The organism is Streptomyces indicus (genome assembly GCF_900100315.1).
Classification (GTDB): Bacteria; Actinomycetota; Actinomycetes; order Streptomycetales; family Streptomycetaceae; genus Streptomyces; species Streptomyces indicus.
In genome coordinates this window covers 1-15,036 of the sequence record NZ_FNFF01000039.1, presented here as the reverse complement: position 1 = coordinate 15,036, position 15,036 = coordinate 1, and the positions used below count along the sequence as shown (strand labels likewise).

The 15,036-nt window shown below is 68.4% G+C and carries 13 protein-coding genes and 2 pseudogenes; 7 read left to right on the top strand and 8 right to left on the bottom strand.

Annotated features, from left to right (window positions below):
* Positions 1-381: 381 nt before the first annotated feature.
* From BLT97_RS37075 to BLT97_RS37065, 3 genes are all read right to left on the bottom strand, one after another.
* Positions 382-1,002 carry an SRPBCC domain-containing protein gene (locus BLT97_RS37075; protein ID WP_093618461.1) on the bottom strand — a complete coding sequence of 207 codons (621 nt, stop codon included), beginning with the start codon at positions 1,000-1,002 and terminating at the stop codon, positions 382-384.
* Between the two features lie 2 nt (positions 1,003-1,004).
* The gene (locus BLT97_RS37070) at positions 1,005-1,634 is read right to left on the bottom strand and encodes a TetR/AcrR family transcriptional regulator (RefSeq protein WP_176954034.1); all 630 of its coding nucleotides are present in this window, start codon (positions 1,632-1,634) and stop codon (positions 1,005-1,007) included.
* A gap of 198 nt (positions 1,635-1,832) precedes the next feature.
* Positions 1,833-4,034 carry an MMPL family transporter gene (locus BLT97_RS37065; RefSeq protein ID WP_093618457.1) on the bottom strand — a complete coding sequence of 734 codons (2,202 nt, stop codon included), beginning with the start codon at positions 4,032-4,034 and terminating at the stop codon, positions 1,833-1,835.
* A 127-nt stretch (positions 4,035-4,161) separates the two neighbouring features.
* Between BLT97_RS37065 and BLT97_RS37060 the strand changes: the two genes are divergently transcribed.
* A complete protein-coding gene (locus BLT97_RS37060) occupies positions 4,162-5,271 on the top strand; it encodes an amidohydrolase family protein (protein ID WP_093618455.1) in 1,110 nt (369 codons plus the stop codon).
* Positions 5,268-5,672 carry a metal-sulfur cluster assembly factor gene (locus tag BLT97_RS37055; protein ID WP_093618453.1) on the top strand — a complete coding sequence of 135 codons (405 nt, stop codon included), beginning with the start codon at positions 5,268-5,270 and terminating at the stop codon, positions 5,670-5,672. Before BLT97_RS37060 ends, BLT97_RS37055 begins: the two co-directional genes overlap by 4 nt.
* A 382-nt stretch (positions 5,673-6,054) precedes the next feature.
* Here BLT97_RS37055 and BLT97_RS38850 read toward each other — a convergent pair whose 3' ends face one another.
* Both BLT97_RS38850 and BLT97_RS38845 read right to left on the bottom strand, forming a co-directional pair.
* Positions 6,055-6,486, bottom strand: a complete 432-nt coding sequence (locus BLT97_RS38850) for an NAD(P)-dependent oxidoreductase (RefSeq protein ID WP_245769757.1) — start codon at positions 6,484-6,486, stop codon at positions 6,055-6,057.
* 24 nt (positions 6,487-6,510) lie between these two features.
* Positions 6,511-6,877 (bottom strand): annotated as a pseudogene (locus tag BLT97_RS38845) (NAD(P)-binding domain-containing protein); the annotation flags it as partial.
* Between the two features lie 150 nt (positions 6,878-7,027).
* Here BLT97_RS38845 and BLT97_RS37040 point away from each other — a divergent pair.
* Both BLT97_RS37040 and BLT97_RS37035 read left to right on the top strand, forming a co-directional pair.
* A complete protein-coding gene (locus tag BLT97_RS37040; RefSeq protein ID WP_093618451.1) occupies positions 7,028-7,582 on the top strand; it encodes a CGNR zinc finger domain-containing protein in 555 nt (184 codons plus the stop codon).
* A 92-nt stretch (positions 7,583-7,674) separates the two neighbouring features.
* Positions 7,675-8,557: pseudogene (locus BLT97_RS37035) on the top strand (IS5 family transposase).
* Positions 8,558-8,591: 34 nt separating this feature from the next.
* On the opposite strand, the gene BLT97_RS37030 reads toward BLT97_RS37035, so the two are convergent.
* Both BLT97_RS37030 and BLT97_RS37025 read right to left on the bottom strand, forming a co-directional pair.
* Positions 8,592-9,506 carry a S41 family peptidase gene (locus tag BLT97_RS37030; RefSeq protein WP_093618449.1) on the bottom strand — a complete coding sequence of 305 codons (915 nt, stop codon included), beginning with the start codon at positions 9,504-9,506 and terminating at the stop codon, positions 8,592-8,594.
* Between the two features lie 470 nt (positions 9,507-9,976).
* Complete coding sequence (locus tag BLT97_RS37025) at positions 9,977-10,276, bottom strand: hypothetical protein (RefSeq protein WP_093618447.1); 300 nt, start codon at positions 10,274-10,276, stop codon at positions 9,977-9,979.
* 553 nt (positions 10,277-10,829) lie between these two features.
* Here BLT97_RS37025 and BLT97_RS37020 point away from each other — a divergent pair.
* The 3 genes from BLT97_RS37020 (at position 10,830) to BLT97_RS37015 (ending at position 14,698) form a co-directional block, all read left to right on the top strand.
* Positions 10,830-11,231: a DNA-binding protein gene (locus tag BLT97_RS37020; RefSeq protein ID WP_245769755.1), complete on the top strand. Its 402-nt coding sequence runs from the start codon at positions 10,830-10,832 to the stop codon at positions 11,229-11,231.
* 576 nt (positions 11,232-11,807) lie between these two features.
* Positions 11,808-12,299, top strand: a complete 492-nt coding sequence (locus tag BLT97_RS38840) for a hypothetical protein (protein ID WP_245769754.1) — start codon at positions 11,808-11,810, stop codon at positions 12,297-12,299.
* On the top strand, positions 12,296-14,698 hold the full coding sequence (locus BLT97_RS37015; RefSeq protein WP_245769753.1) for a DNRLRE domain-containing protein: 2,403 nt from the start codon (positions 12,296-12,298) through the stop codon (positions 14,696-14,698). The genes BLT97_RS38840 and BLT97_RS37015 overlap by 4 nt, the downstream gene beginning before the upstream one ends.
* A gap of 5 nt (positions 14,699-14,703) precedes the next feature.
* Here BLT97_RS37015 and BLT97_RS37010 read toward each other — a convergent pair.
* A partial coding sequence (locus BLT97_RS37010; RefSeq protein ID WP_218137351.1) for a hypothetical protein occupies positions 14,704-15,036 on the bottom strand: 333 nt, incomplete at its 5' end.

Below are 15,036 nucleotides of genomic sequence, written 5' to 3'. Positions count from 1 at the left end.
CGCGCGGAGCTGCAGATCGCCATCGGCTCGCTGATCGCCCGCTTCCCGACGCTGCGCCTGGCCGTTGCGGAGGAGGAACTGCGGCGCCCCGAGGGCATGCTGGTACACGGCATCGCCTCCCTGCCCGTGACCTGGTGACCCCACACCGCCCGAGAGCCGGGTCACCGGCGGCCGGGCGATCTGATGGTCTGGCGGACCGCGGACCGCGGACCGCGGACTGCGGACTGCGGACTGCGGACTGCGGACTGCAGGCTGCGGGCTGACGTTCTGGCGGCTGACGTTCTGGCGGCTGGCGGGCTGGCGGTCTGGCGGGCGGGAACCGAAGGGGGCCGCGGCGGTGCGCCGCGGCCCCCGCTCTTTTGGTTTCCGTCCGCTTCGGGCTCAGCGTGCGGCGAGGTGCTCGACCCGCTGCTTCAACGCGCTGTTCATCGCCCGGAACTGGGGCAGGGTCTCGTCGTTGAGGCTGCCGGTGACGAAGGGCACCGCGACGCCGGTGAATTTTTCGCTCTGCGTGAGGCGGACCGTGCCGTGTCCGGTGCGCTCGATGACGAAGGAGTGCTCGCCGTCGGCGATCCAGCCCGGCCCGACCTTGCCCAGCCAGCGCAGTTCACGGCCGGCGCTCGCCTCCAGGACGGTCGGGGTGAACGTGGTGGCCTCGCCTTCGTGTTCCAGGCGGTTGCGCATCGTCGCCCCCGGGCGCAGGCCGTCGCCGGAGGTGACGGCGGCCTCGGTGATGAAGGGGTTCCAGCGCGGGTAGGCGTCGAAGTCGGTGAGCACCGCCCAGACCTGCTCGGGGCGGGCCTCGATCTCGATGGACGCGGTCAGGCGGACCGGATGGGTGTGGGTCCACCCCGCATAGCCCGCCAGCACGGCCGCGACGGCGGCCAGCGCGAGCAGGATCCGGCGCCGTCGCCGCCGGGGCGGAGCACCCGCCTGCGGGATGTGCGGCTGGGGGGTGTGCGGCTGGGGGGTGTGTGCGGGGGCGGAGGAGGTGGCGGACATGGTCAGGCCCTCTCTGGGTGGGGGGTGGCGGCCTGCGTCAGTACCTGGTCGACGAGTTCTTCGACGTAGTCGGCGCCGATCGGCGCCCCGGTGATCAGGAGCCGGTAGTACAGGGCTCCGGCCAGCTGGTCGAAGAGCACTTCGGACGAGGTGGCAGGGGGCAGCGCGCCGCGTTCGCGGGCGTGGTCGAGCAGCCGCAGCGGCAGGGTGTTGCGCCGGGCGAACAGGGCGCGGACGGCCTCGCCCACGTCCGGGTGCCGGGCGGCGGCGGCCACCAGTTCGGCCACCACCCCGGCCGAGCGGTCGGCCGCGGCCGCCTCCCGGCCGACGCGGCGCATCCCCTCCAGGCCGTGCGCGACGGCGCCGAGGTAGACGGTCAGGTCGCGGCGCAGGTCGCCGGTGTCGGCGACCTCCACCTCGTCCTGGATCCGGGCCACCAGCGCGACGAGCAGGTGGTCCTTGGTGGGCCATCGGCGATAGAGCGTCGTCTTGGCCACGCCGGCCCGGGCGGCCACCTCGTCGATGGCGAACCTGTCATACCCCCGCTGCGTCAGCAGGGCATGGGCGGCCTGGAGGATCCGCCCGTCGGCGCCTTCGCTGCGGGGCCGGCCTCTGCGCGCGGGGGTGGTCATGAAAAACGGCTCCCTTGGGTCGGGGCGGGCCGGGCCCACCCCCATTCCGATACGGCTGTTTCGTTATTCAGCGTAGGCCCGCCCCCGTATTTACGCAACTGTCGTAGCGTAAATACGGGGGCGGGGATCCTGCCCATGCCGCGGCCCGGGCCCGCTCGGTGGGCGGGGCCCGGGCCGGTGGGCGGCGGGAACCCGGGTTCAGGTCACCCGCGCGGCAGGCCGCTGTTCGAGCGGCCGGGCCGCAGGGTCGCCGGCCGCCGGGGCGGGCGGCTGCGCCTCGATGCGGTCGAGCCCGAGGCGCGCATACAGGCGGCGCAGCGGGCGCGGGGCCCACCAGTTGGCGGCGCCGAGCAGCACCATCAGGGAGGGCACCAGCAGGGCCCGGACCACGGTGGCGTCGATCAGCACGGCGAACGCGGTGCCCAGGCCCAGTTCCTGGACGAACACCAGACGCGACAGCGCCAGCGCGCCCACCGCCAGGCAGAACAGGGCCGCGGCCGAGGTCACCACGGGGCCGGTGCGCGCCAGCCCCTGTGCCACCGCCGCACGGTCGCTGAGGCCGGCCTGCCGGCCCTCCTTGATCCGGCCGAGCAGGAAGACGTTGTAGTCGGTGGACAGGCCGAAGGCGAGCGCGAAGACGAGCACCGGGGTGGTGGCCTCGATGCCGTTCTGGGCGGCGAAGCCCAGGTTGCCGTGCTGGAAGACCCAGACCAGGAAGCCGAGCGCGGCCGCGGTGGACAGGGTGTTCATCACCAGCGCCTTCAGCGGCAGCAGCACCGAGCCGGTGAAGGCGAACAGCAGCAGCAGCGTGATCACGGCGAGGACCGCCGCGGCGAGCGGCACATGGGCGCCGATACTGGCCTTTTGGGCGAGGAAGTCGGCCGTCATCCCGGTGAAGCGCGCGCGGACCGGTGCCTCGAGGTCCTCAACGGCCTGCGCGGCGTCCTTGGCCCGGTCACCGAGCGGGGCGCCGGCGAGCACCGCGTCGATCTGCCAGTGCCGCCCGTCCAGCCGGACCGGGGCGGCCACCGACTCCACGCCCGGCACCTGCGCGACCCGGCGGGCGTAGGCCGTGATCGTCCCGTCGGCCGAGGGGGTGTCGAGCACGATCTGCAGCGGCGCGGCGGGCGGCTTTTCAAAGTCGCGCTCCAACGCCCGCGCCACCTGTCCGGCGCTGGTGGAAGCCGGCAGCGTGGAGGGATCGGCGCCGGTGAAGCGGATGCCCGCCGCCGGCGCGGCGACCAGCACCAGCAGGCCCGTTGCGGCCAGGGCGACCAGCACCGGCCGGCGCATCACCGCGTGGGCGATCGTGTGCCAGCGCCGCCCCGCCTGCGCCTGGCGCGCCCCGTCGCGCTGCCAGCGGCGCGGCGCCAGGGCGTTGACCCGGGTGCCCAGCACGGCGAACAGCGCCGGCAGCGCGAGCAGCGCGAACAGGGCTGCCGCAATCACCGTGATCACCCCGGCCAGACCCATCGACCGCAGATAGGGGTGCGGGAACACGGTGATCGCGGCCAGCGCGGCCGCCACCGTCAGCGCACTGAAGAACACCGTGCGCCCCGCGCTCGCCACGGTGTTGCGCACCGCTTGCACCCCCGGCCCGTGCACCGCGAGCTCCTCGCGGTAACGGCAGACCATCAACAGCCCGAAGTCCACCGCCAGGCCCAGCCCGAGAGCGAACGCGAGATTCAACGCGCCCGAGGACACCTCCATGAACACGGTCGCCACCCGCAGTCCCGCAAACGTCAGCAGCAGCGTGACCAGCGCGCCGGCCAGCGGCAGCAGCGCCGCGACCACCCCGCGAAAGACCAGGAACAGCAGGATCAGGATGAACGGCAGCGCCAGCGCCTCCGCCCGGGCCAGATCCTTGCCGGAAACCTCGTCGATCTGCACATGGCCGGGGGTCGCACCGCCCAGCCAGGCCCTCCCGCGCAGCGCGGGATCGTCCTCGATCGCCTCCTGCAGCTCCCGCTCGGCGGCGATGGTGGCCCGGTGGCTCATCGGCCCCACCGCACCCACCACCACCGTGCTGCGGCCGTCGTCGGAGACCAGACCCGCCCCCGCCGCCGAACGGTAGTCCACCACCCCCCTGACCTCGGGCCGGGCCTCGAGCAGCGCCACCGCCGCCGCCACCGACGCCGGCAGCGGCCCGTCCCCGTCGATCACCGCACCGGTCCGCACCAGCACGGCATAGCCCTGCTGCGCATCCACCCCGGTGGCCTGCTCGATGATGCGGCGGGCCGCGACATTGGCGCCGCCCGGATCGTCGTAATCGGACAGCCCGTTGGTCAGTTTGCTCTCCACCGTGCCGCCGAACACAGCGGCCAAAACAGCGGCGAGCCCGGCCAGCAGCAGGCCGACGCGCCGCCGCGCGTGCAGTGCGGAGCCCAGGGCAGAAAACATCGAAGGTCACCTTCCGTCGGTGACCGCACCCTCCCCGATGGCGCTTTAGTCCCGCTGAAGACGACGCCCGCACACTCTCCCCACCGGCCCGCCGACCAGACGCCGACCGCCGCTACGGGAGACCCAGTTGATCGACAACATGTTCGTGATTGACGCCACCGTGCACCCCTACAACGTGGCGGACGACAACCTGCGCAAGGACGGGGACTCCCCCAACCTGCACGCCTTCGCCCTGCGGGAAATGCTCTGGGGCATGCACGAACGCTTCGCCACGAAAGGATCCGCCGTCCCCCGCCAGGCCTTCTGCACCGACTGGCCGCCCGAACTGCTCGCCCACACCCTGTTCACCGAGTCCGACGTCGACATGGCGGTCAACCACCGGCTGCGCATCGACTCCGTGTTCGAAGACGGCCTGTGCAACGGCGAGAAAAACCGGATCCTGGCCGAACGCTGGCCCCACCGCATCGTGCCCTACGCCGGGATCAACCCCGCCCTGGGCATCGAAACCTGCCTACGCGACCTGCGCGAACAAGTCGCCCAGATACCCGGCACCATCGGCATCAAGATGTACCCCAACGCCGGCTCCCCCGACCTCAGCTGGCGCCTGGACGACCCCGCCTTCACCCCCCTGTTCGAACTCGCCCAAGAACTCGGCATCAAAATCATCGCCCTGCACAAAATCGTCCCCAACGGACTCGTCCCCCTGGGCCCCTTCGGCATCGACGACCTCGAAACCGTCGCCATCCGCCACCTCGACCTCTCCTTCGAAATCGTCCACGCCGGCCTCCCGCCGTTCGTCGAAGAAGTCGCCATGGCCCTGATGCGCCTGCCCAACGTCTACGCCAACCTCGAAATCACCTCCGCCGTCCTCGCCCACGGCATGGGCTACGTCGAAGAAGCCCTCGCCCAAATGATCTCCCTCGGCGGAGCCGAGAAGATCATCTACGCCTCCGGAGCCCTGCACTTCCACCCCCAACCCATCCTGGAAAAAATGGCCCGCCTCACCTTCCCCGACCACATCCTCAACCGCTACGGCCTCGAACAAATCACCCACGAACAACGCGCCGCATTCCTCGCCGGCAACTACGCCCGCATCGCCGGCATCGACCTGCCACAGGCGGCCGAGCGGATCAAGGACGACGAGTTCGCAAAAGCCCGGGCCGAACACGGAGGAAACCGCCCCATGTGGACCCACTGGCGCGCCCTGCGCCCCGAGCAGTGGGCGGACGCCTCATGAGCACACCCGCGCAGACCACGGCCACCACCGCTCACATACACGCCGCGCTCCAAGACACCTACGACCCCTGCAGCCAATCCTGGCAACGCCCCATGAGCCTCATCGACCTCGGCCTCATCCGCCAGGTCACCCTCACCCCCGACGGCCACGCCACGGTGCGCATCAGCCTCACCGCACCCTTCTGCATGGCCCTCCCCACCATCATGCAAGCCATCGAACACAAAGTCGGCCACATCGAAGGCATCCACCACGTCACCGTCACCCTCGACACCACCACCCCCTGGCACCCGGGCCTCATGACCCCCCAAGGCCACCACCTCCTCACCACCGCACGCACCCAAACCCAACACACCCCACCCCCCACACCACCGGCACACACACCCCCGTTGAACAGCCCCTGACCCAGCCAACCCACAACCCACCCCCGCCACACGGGACAGCAAGGCGAGACCGAAGGCAAGAATCTTGCCGAAACCGGCCCACCCACGCCCCAAGATGCCCCGGCCCGCCAGGGAGTTCGACAGCCTCGCACCCTGGATCGGGCACGATACGGCGACGCCCCGCCTGCCGAGTTCCGCCAACAGCTGCGCGGACATGCCGAGATCAACGAAACCCACCACAACAAAAAGCGCCGAAGTAAGCGTCACCGGAAGCACGAACTCACCCCGCGACGCAGCGGCCCCACGGCCGTAACCGCCGGACCGACCCGGCCTGCCGGAACGGCGGGGCGGCGACGAACCGAGGTAGAAAAAATTGCGGGGCGAGCGCCTATGCCAGGTGCGCTCAGCGCAGCTGCTGCTCCGCAATCGCCGCCCAGTCGTCCGCCCCTCGGCCGTCCGCGATGGCCTGGTCGAACACCGTGCGCAGGAGTTCACCGATCGGCAGCGAAGCGCCTTGGGCGACTGCCGCGTCGAGGGCGAGATGCAGGTCCTTGCGGCCCAGGGCGGTGGTGAAGTCGGCGGGCTGGTAACGGCGTTCGGCGATCATCGATCCGTACGCGGTGTAGACCGCACCGGGAAAGAGCGTTGACGTCAGCAGCTCGACCAGATGGCCGGAGTCGACGCCGGCGCGTTCGGCGACGCTCACGGCTTCACCCAGGGACTGGATGGCGCAGGCGATCAGGTAGTTGCCGAGGATCTTCACGATGTTGGCCTGCTCCGGGCGGTCACCGAGGCGCCAGGTGCGCGAGCCGATCACATCGAAGTACGGCTGCACGCACTCCAGCAGCCTCGGCTCGCCGGCCGCCAGGACGTTGAGCGCCCCGGCTTCGGCGACCGGGACGCGGCCGAAGACGGGCGCCGCGACGTAGCCGATGCCGTGCTCGGCGTGCGCCGCGGCGGGCGAGGTCCGTGCTCACCGTGGCGAGGTTGACGTGCACCGTCGTGCCGGGCGTGTGGGCGAGGACGTCGGAGTCGAGGAACGTCTCGGCGACGACCCGGTCGTCCGAGAGGACCGAGAACACCACCGACGCCTGCATCGCCTCGCTGACCGAGACGGCGCGCCGGGCGCCGGCTGCGGCGAGTTCGTCCGCCGGACCGGCCGACCGGTTCCACACCACGACGTCATGGCCCGCCTTCACGAGGTTGCGGGCGATGGGGCGACCCATGGCCCCCAGACCGATGACCGCAATGCTGCCCACGTCCATCACCCTTCCCGTTGAACCGTCTGAAGTGGTTCAAGAATGGCATGGAGCTACGATCGGCCCGAACCGTCTGAAGCGGTTCCTTGCATGTGGTCGCTCACTGCGGAGGGTCGGATGACCGAGGACGTGCGGCGGCTGTTCCGGCTGGACAACGAGGTCCTCGCCTTCCGGTTCACCGCCACGCTCAGCGATCGCGCCGGTGCGTCGCCGCGGGAGCGGCTGACCGGGCCTGCACTGCTGCAGCTGTGGCTGGAAGCTGTGGGGCTCGGCGTCGCAGACGTGGCGCCGGCCGAACTGAAGCGGGCCGTCGCACTGCGCGAGGCCATCTACCGCGCCGGAGCGGCGATCGCCTCGGGTGCGCGGCCGGATGCCGCCGATGCCCGGGCACTCAACGCGGCGGCAGCCGCCGGACATGCGAAGCCTGCGCTGGGAGACGAACGCGCCGAATGGTGCCTGACCAAGGCCGCACCTGTCCGGGACGCGCTGGGCGTACTGGCCACCGATGCGATCCGGGTCCTTGGGGGTCCCGACCGCGGACGGGTCAAGAAGTGCGAAGGCCCGGGGTGTGCAGGGTTGTTCCTGGACAGCAGCCGCGCGAACAACCGCCGCTGGTGCTCCATGAACACCTGCGGCAACAAGGTCAAGAAGGCACGCATCGCCACGAGTTAACCCGGGCCAGGACAGAGTGGCGGTCAACCGGCGGCCTAGGGCCTGTCCGGCGGATCATGTGACCGTTCGACTGCTGGTTCGTTGGCGTGTCCATGGGGCGGGGAGATCTCACAAGCGAAGAATGGGCACGGCTGAAGCCGCAACTGCCGAAGTCTGGTCAGCGCGGCGGGCGTTGGGTCAGTCACCGCAGGATCATCAACGGGATCCTGTATCGGAACCGGACCGGGGTGCCATGGCGGGATCTGCCCGCACGCTTCGGTAAGTGGAAGACTGTGTACGAGCGGCATAGACGCTGGTCAGCGGACGGCACCTGGGACAGACTCTTCGCAGCCGTCCTGGCCGATGCCGACGTGGAAGCTCGCATCGACTGGTCGATGGTGAGCATCGACTCGACCTCCTGCCGGGCCCATCAACACGCCGCCGGAGCCCGCAAGAAGGCCCCGTGGCTGCGGGGAAAAGACGCACGCCTCGGCAGCACCGCCCCGACGAGGGATTCGGTCGCTCCCGGGGCGGTCTAACGTGCAAAATCCACCTCGCCGGCGAGGGAGGACGTCGCCCGCTGGCCATGCTCATCACTCCAGGCCAGTGGGGCGATGCCCCGCAGTTCATCCCGGTCATGGAGCGCATCCGGGTCGCGCCCGGGCGGACGGTGGGCGTCCCCGGACTCGGCCCGACCACCTCGGCGGAGACAAGGCGTATTCCTCCCGGCGAAACCGACGCTACCTCCGGCGACGTCAGATCAAGCACACCATCCCCGAACCGAAGAACCAGCGAGCCAACCGCCAGGCCCGCGGGAGCAGGGGCGGTCGGCCGTCCGGTTTCGACAAGACGATCTACCAGCGCAGAAACGAAGTCGAGCGGACGATCAACGCACTCAAGAACTCCCGGGCCGTGGCCACAAGGTTCGACAAACGCGCCTATGTCTTCCACGGCACCGTCACCCTCACCGCGATCCGACTCTGGCTCCGCCCATAATCAACCGGACCCGGCCGAGGGGCCCTCTGCGCCCCTACTTGCAGGCAGGCTGCGCCGACAACCATGCTGTGGCAGCTTCCAGCACCGGATCCCCCTTGCTGCTGCGGCCCGGGTTGTCGACTACCTCTTCGTCGGGCGGAATCGGGCTGTCATAGGTGCGGCCCGTGCGGTCGGCGTCCTTGGCCTGGGTGAGATTGAGGACGGCCCCATCGGACAGCCGATGCGGCGCGTTGCCGGTGGGGACACCTGCCGTTTGCTCGCCGAACGACCGCGTGTCAGGGCGTCCGCGGAATGCCACGGTCACCGCTTCCCCGGAGCTGGCAGTAGAACGACTGGTGAGCACAGCGACCGGTGCTGATCCCGCGCCTACGGGCGCGCTCGCACCCCAGCCCATCGTTTCCCCGTCAAGGCGAGGGCTCCCCTTCTCGATCGACCACACGTCCTTCTTGCCATTGGCGTCGATGAACCCTCCGACGTCCCCGTCTCCGAGGATCGGCCCGACGACAGCGAGCATCGGCCACATGTTGCCCCCGCTGTTCCGGCGCAGGTCGATCACCCAGCCACATGCGGTCGGCCGATTGGCTTGCGTTACGGCCGTCCGGCCTTCCCGTACGTACCGCTTGTAGATCTGCTCGGAACCCCGCAACCCGGGAAGCTGCACGTACCCAATACGCCCAGGCAGGGCCCGCCCCTCGACAGACGAGCGGACCGGCGTGTCGCTGTCCAGTTCCTTCGCGCGGTCGGGGCTGAAGAACTCACTGTGCCCATCTCCCAGCGCGCTGACCGCCGTGGCGATGGCAGGGTACGTGTCTCCCGGATGTTGGGCGCTGCCGACCTGCAAGAAGGCCTCCCGCCGCAGCTCCGTCCAGTCGACGTCGTCCCGACGCAAGGCGTTGTCTTCCATGATGTTCAGCGCCTTGGACAGATAGGACCGGGCCTCGGCAGACATCTCCGCACCGGGCGACGACGGCTCACCACTGGTGCACCCACTCCCAGCAGCAAGAACACAAGCCAGGCCGACAACTTTCAAACGCAGCGAACGTCTCCGCCTCATGTGCCCTCCCGTTGACCAGCTCTTGATCAATGTGTCAGCACGCGGCATGGACCCGTAGGGCTCGATCCGGCAAGAATGGGGCCTCGGCGTTGCCGGAACGGAGCAACCCGCAGCTTGGAACGGGTGTCGACCCGAATGATCGGAAGCGCCGTCAAGTGCCGCAGCACCGGCTGCGCTTGGGGAGAGCCGGGCAAGATCCGCTGGACAGGCCCTAAGCCTGTCGGTCCGCGGCGATCGAATGTGAACAGACTGCGAAACCAACTCATGCAGCCTGCAGGGTTGCTCCTGGTTTCTGACCACGACGGGGCCGCAGGCCTTGGAGCCCTCGGCCCCGTCCAGCAACCCCCGTGCAGGTCGACCTGTGCTCAGACGGCCGGCGAGGCGGAGAAGCTGTACGACCGCAACCCGGCGCCGTCGTCCTTCCAGTCGACCTGCAGGACGCCGCCACCGGTGTACCGCGTGCCGACCGGGGGCCGGTACTTCACCGTCGGGCTCGCGTAGCGCGTGTTGCCGTAACCGTCGAGGTTGTTCATCCGCCCTTCCAGGCCGTACCCGTTCGCGGACTTCACCACCGCCCCGGACCCGGACCTCTTCACCTGAGCCACCCCGCGGGCGTCGTGGACCATCGGGTAGTCGGCGAAGCCGGGCGGACCGTCGATGTCCACGGTGACCTTCGCGTAGCCGTAGCCCCCTCCCGCTTCGCGCAGCTCGTCACCTTGAAGTCGAAGTCATCCCAGGTGGCAGTGGAACCGGGAAGATCGACGGTCTTGCTCGACGTCGTGCAGCGGTAGCTGGCGGCCGACGCCGTGCCGGCACCGAGGACCGTGACGCCCGCGACCAGTACGGCCAGCGCGGCGCCGCTCATCATGCGAATAGTCATGATCGGCACAACTGGTCTCATATCGCCCGGCGTCACGGCCCGCTTGTCGACTCCACCCCGCCGAGCGACCACACCGGAAACCTGCACCCACAGTCGGGCGCCGGGCACCCGTGACCTCCGGGCCCGTACCGGCCGTTGAACATCCGGGCGCCAGCTCACCAGGCCCCGGCCGAGCGCACTCGTCAGGGAAGGGCAGAGGTGGACACCCAGCAGCAGGAGGACCGCGCCAGGAACAGAGACATCCAGCGACGGCTGTACGGCGAGCCCTGGACGTCCTGCTCCGCCGGATCAAGCAGGACCTCGTCCTCACCCAGGGCCGCCTCGCCAAGATCCTCGGCGTGTCCGAGCCGATGGTCTCCCAACTCATCAACGCACAGCGCGCCAAGAGCCGCAGCCCCGAAGTAGCCCACCGCCTGGCGCTCCTGCGCGACCTCGCGGAACAGGCGGCCGCGGGCCACATCGACCGGGCCGGCGCCGTCGCCCGCATGGAAGAGATCAAGCAGGACACTTCAACGCTCCTGGTGCCCGCCCAGGGCCGCACCGAGCCCCCGGCTGACATGGCGGTCAAGCGCGCCGTACGCGAAATCCAGGCCCAACTCCGGGCCGTGGCAGGCGCTGGCGACCTCCTCGACGCCGCGAAGAAGCTGGACGAGGCGTACCCGGAGATCGCCGAGTTCCTCCGCGTCTACGGCACCGCCCGCACACCCGACGCCATCGCCTACTACAAGCGCCACGCCTGACGGTCCTGCGTCCATGGAACAGTCGAGGAGATCGCCCCACAGGATCAAGATGTCCGGAGGATCGTTGCTGACTTTGAGGGGCCATCGAGCCGGAGGAAATGACGAGGACGCGCCGTGAAACTCCCCAGGTGCGACGAAGCCCGCCTACCTAACCTCAACCCGCCGGAAGGCGAGGTGCCGTACCACCCTCCACCTCTGCTGCCATCCGCGCATTTATCCTTACGCGTCCCCCGTTATGGGGTGTTCTCCCCTTGGCGAGCGTTACCGACCTAGTAGCACCTACCTTCACGAACTCCCCTCGCATTCGGCATGACAACCTCGCGGGGGTACGCACAACCCCCTTCCCGGTTCCCGGTGTTAGGCATTGATCTTGGTTGATCCTCCAAGCAACCGCGGGAAGGAGCTCACAGGAAGTCAGTTGTCCTGTCCACTATGCCCATTACTCGATGCCTACAGTCCTGCGGTGATCACGCCAGATCGGCGTGACCTGAAAGGACTGACGAGTTGTCCACGCACATACCGGGGCGGAAGTCCCGGCGGAAACGCGGCCACGCTCAAGTAGCCGCTATTGCAGCCATGTTGCTGGCGGCAGAAGCCGCCCTGATGACAGGGCAGGCCGGCGCCACGTCGGCGGTCCAGCCCGCCGCCACTTCGACTACTGAGGCACAGCGGCCCGCTGATGTCAGGACCGTTGAACCGGACCTGACCTGGGCGCAAAAGCACAGCAAGGGCGGTATTCCCTGGGGCCTCGCCGAGGCAAAGAAGACCGGCAAGAGGACTCTGGTCCCGAATGCGACCACACCCACCAATCTCACCTACGCCAATCCCGATGGCACGCTGACTTCGGAGGTCACCACCGGCCCGGAGCGGATCGAACGGGATGGCAAGTGGGTTGATGTGGACGCCACGCTGACGACGACCGCCGACGGCGGTGTCCGGGCGAAGGCGCACCCCGAAGGACTCACGCTTGCCGCAAGGGGGGCGGCACTCCCGCACGCTCATTGCGGGCGACCGAGGATGCGGCCGGACGTGACCTGGTCACCCTGGGCAGTGGCGAGGAGAAGGTGACCCTGCAGTGGAAGGGGGGCCTGCCCAAGCCTGTGCTCGCTGGCACCACCGCCACGTACAAGGACGCCGCGCCTGGCGCGGACGTGATCGTGAAGGCGAGCCGTACCGGCTTCGAGCAGTTCGTGAGGTTGGACGCCAAGCCGACCACAGAGAACTACACGTACACGCTGCCGCTGAAAGCGAAGGGTCTCAAGGCGTCGGCGCAGAAGGACGGTTCGGTTCTCTTCACCGACGCCGAAACTGGTGTCGAGAAGGCCACCATGCCCGCTCCGGTGATGTGGGACGCAAGCGTGGACAAGGTCTCGGGCAAGCACGAGAACCGCGCTCGCGTCGGCATGAAGGTCATCGACCATGGCGGCGGCAACATCGACCTCGAGGTCACGCCGGACGCCGACTTCCTGGCCAACAAAGGCACTCAGTATCCGGTCACCGTCGACCCGTCTACTTCCGCACTCGGTAACACCTTCGACACCTATGTGCAGCAGGGCGAGACCACCGATCTCGGCGCGGAGACCGAGCTCGACTGGGGCAATCCCGGCACCAAGAACACGGACGGCACCCCGCGCCTGGCGCGCACGCTGATGACGTGGAACACCGAAGCGTTCGCGGACGCGCTCATCTCATCGGCGAAGGTTGAGTTCTACAACTTCCACTCAGGCAACACCGACTGCAAGGCGCACTCCTGGGACGTGTGGAACACCACCGCCGGCTCCTCGGACTCGCGTTGGACCAGCCAGCCGACCTGGCAGCAGAAGTACGCCACGTCCACCGAGACCAAGGCCCACGCCACCGGCTGCACCGCTACTGCCGATGGCTGGATCAAGGCCGACGTCAAGGATCTCGTGCAGACCTGGGCGTCCGCGAAGCAGACCCGCGGTCACATGGGCGTACGCGCCGCCGAGGATTCCTCGCAGGGGTGGAAGCGGGTCAACTCCCGTAATGCCACGGCAAACCAGCCGAAGCTGACGGTCAACTACAACTACCGTCCTGGTGACGGCACTGCTCAGCAGGCTGGGCCGAAGTTCGAGATGTACAGCGGTATCTGGGGTGTCGACACGCTCACTCCCACCCTGCGGGACAAGTTCACCGATGCCGATGGCGACACCGTAAACGGCACCTTCCAGGTCTACGACTCCGCCACCAACAAGCCCATCACCACTTCGGCCGGCGAGGGCCTCCTCACCTCCGGCTTCGTCAAGCCCGGCGAATGGGCTTCGGTCAAGGTGCCCGAGGGCCAGCTAGTCGACGGTAAGACGTACAAGTTCCGTACCAACTCGTACGACGGCACCCACTACAACTTGAACTGGTCGCCGTGGCGCGAGTTTGTCGTCGACACCGCTTCCGCAGGCAAGCCCACCAACCTGCAGCCCGGCGACTCCTACACCATTTCCGACCCGAAGATCGTCAAGGATCCCGCGAAGATCCAGGAGATCCAAGATGTCTTGAAGCGGGACGGCAACCTCGAAGCCCTCGGCATCAAGCCCACCCGCGGGCCCTCCGCCCCCAAGGCCGCGGCTGCCGATGACACTCGCGCGTCATGGCTGCCGCGGACCTATATCACCCCTTCCGGCAAGTTCGCCGGTGGCAAGAAGCCTGCCGACCAGTATGAGTACATCAAGGATCCCGCAGAGTGTTCCGCGGCCGCTGCCTCCGACAACGCTGCAGGTTGGATCAAGAACCGGTTCTCCTACTGCCAGGAAACCCTCGTTGTGATGCCCGCCATCGACTGGGGCATTTTTCCTCCGCGCTTCAACCTGGTGGGTGAATTCATCGCCACACAAACCCTCATCGGTGAAGGCAAGATCGGCTCGAAAGACTCGGGCGAGTACACCCGCTACGCCGACTTCGACCTGAACCTCGACATCCATTGGGTCGGCGGACGCTTCAATCAGCCCGCCGCAAAGATCCAGGCAAACCTTCCCTGCCAAGGCACCTGGGCCGCGGGTAATCCCACCGCCAAACCAGAAGACGCCTGCTACACCGGGCTCTTCACTGGCCGTACAGACTCCATCGCCGACTGGAAGACCAACGGGAAAACCGAGTTCGACCTGTGGTCCTCCACCCCAAAGCTTCCCGACGTTGCCGCCGGCGAGCGGGTAGCGACTGGCAAGTTCACCCCGGAGCTGAAGTTCACTCTCCCCGGTTACGACCAGCTGATCGACGCGGCAGGTGAAGAGGGCGTGGTCCGCTTCGACAGCGCCGCCTACAACACGTGGGCCAAGACCGGTTCAGTCTTCCCTGACGCCACGCCGTCGCTGCAATACAACAAGAGTGACACCAGTTCCGCCGGTCCTCCCGCCCCCTACACCGGCGTCGAGGCGGTAGCCCGTCACATTGACGAGGCCCGCAAGAACCCGGACGCCACCTACCCGACTAAAACGGTGTCTCGATTGGCGTGAGCTGCCTAAAGTTCGCGCCACTCGCCCAGTTCGGCGGGCCGTCCTGTCCTGATGAAGTGGTGCACGGTGATCCATGCGCGATCGACGTCCAGGGCCAAGTCGCCACTGAACACGACCAGATCGTCCATGATCGGCACGTGGACCGAGGCGTCCGATGCGGCGGTGCCATCGCCGATGAGGAGGGACGACCGCTCGGCGTCGCCGAAGACATGGATCACTGCGTGATTATCCTGGAAGCCCAGAGTCAGCAGGGGAAACTCACTGCCTGGCCGTCGCACTTCAACGTAACCCCGTCCCCGCGAGCGCAATGCGGTGAAATGATCCGCCAGTTCCTCGAT

Excerpts from the sequence above, each read along its gene's own strand:
- BLT97_RS37075 (WP_093618461.1), bottom strand. The coding sequence starts at position 1,002 with ATGTCCGCCACCTCCTCCGCCCCCGCACACACCCCCCAGCCGCACACC.
- BLT97_RS37070 (WP_176954034.1), bottom strand. The coding sequence starts at position 1,634 with ATGACCACCCCCGCGCGCAGAGGCCGGCCCCGCAGCGAAGGCGCCGAC.
- BLT97_RS37065 (WP_093618457.1), bottom strand. The coding sequence starts at position 4,034 with ATGTTTTCTGCCCTGGGCTCCGCACTGCACGCGCGGCGGCGCGTCGGC.
- BLT97_RS37055 (WP_093618453.1), top strand. The coding sequence starts at position 5,268 with ATGAGCACACCCGCGCAGACCACGGCCACCACCGCTCACATACACGCC.
- BLT97_RS37040 (WP_093618451.1), top strand. The coding sequence starts at position 7,028 with ATGACCGAGGACGTGCGGCGGCTGTTCCGGCTGGACAACGAGGTCCTC.
- BLT97_RS37030 (WP_093618449.1), bottom strand. The coding sequence starts at position 9,506 with ATGTCTGCCGAGGCCCGGTCCTATCTGTCCAAGGCGCTGAACATCATG.
- BLT97_RS38840 (WP_245769754.1), top strand. The coding sequence starts at position 11,808 with ATGTTGCTGGCGGCAGAAGCCGCCCTGATGACAGGGCAGGCCGGCGCC.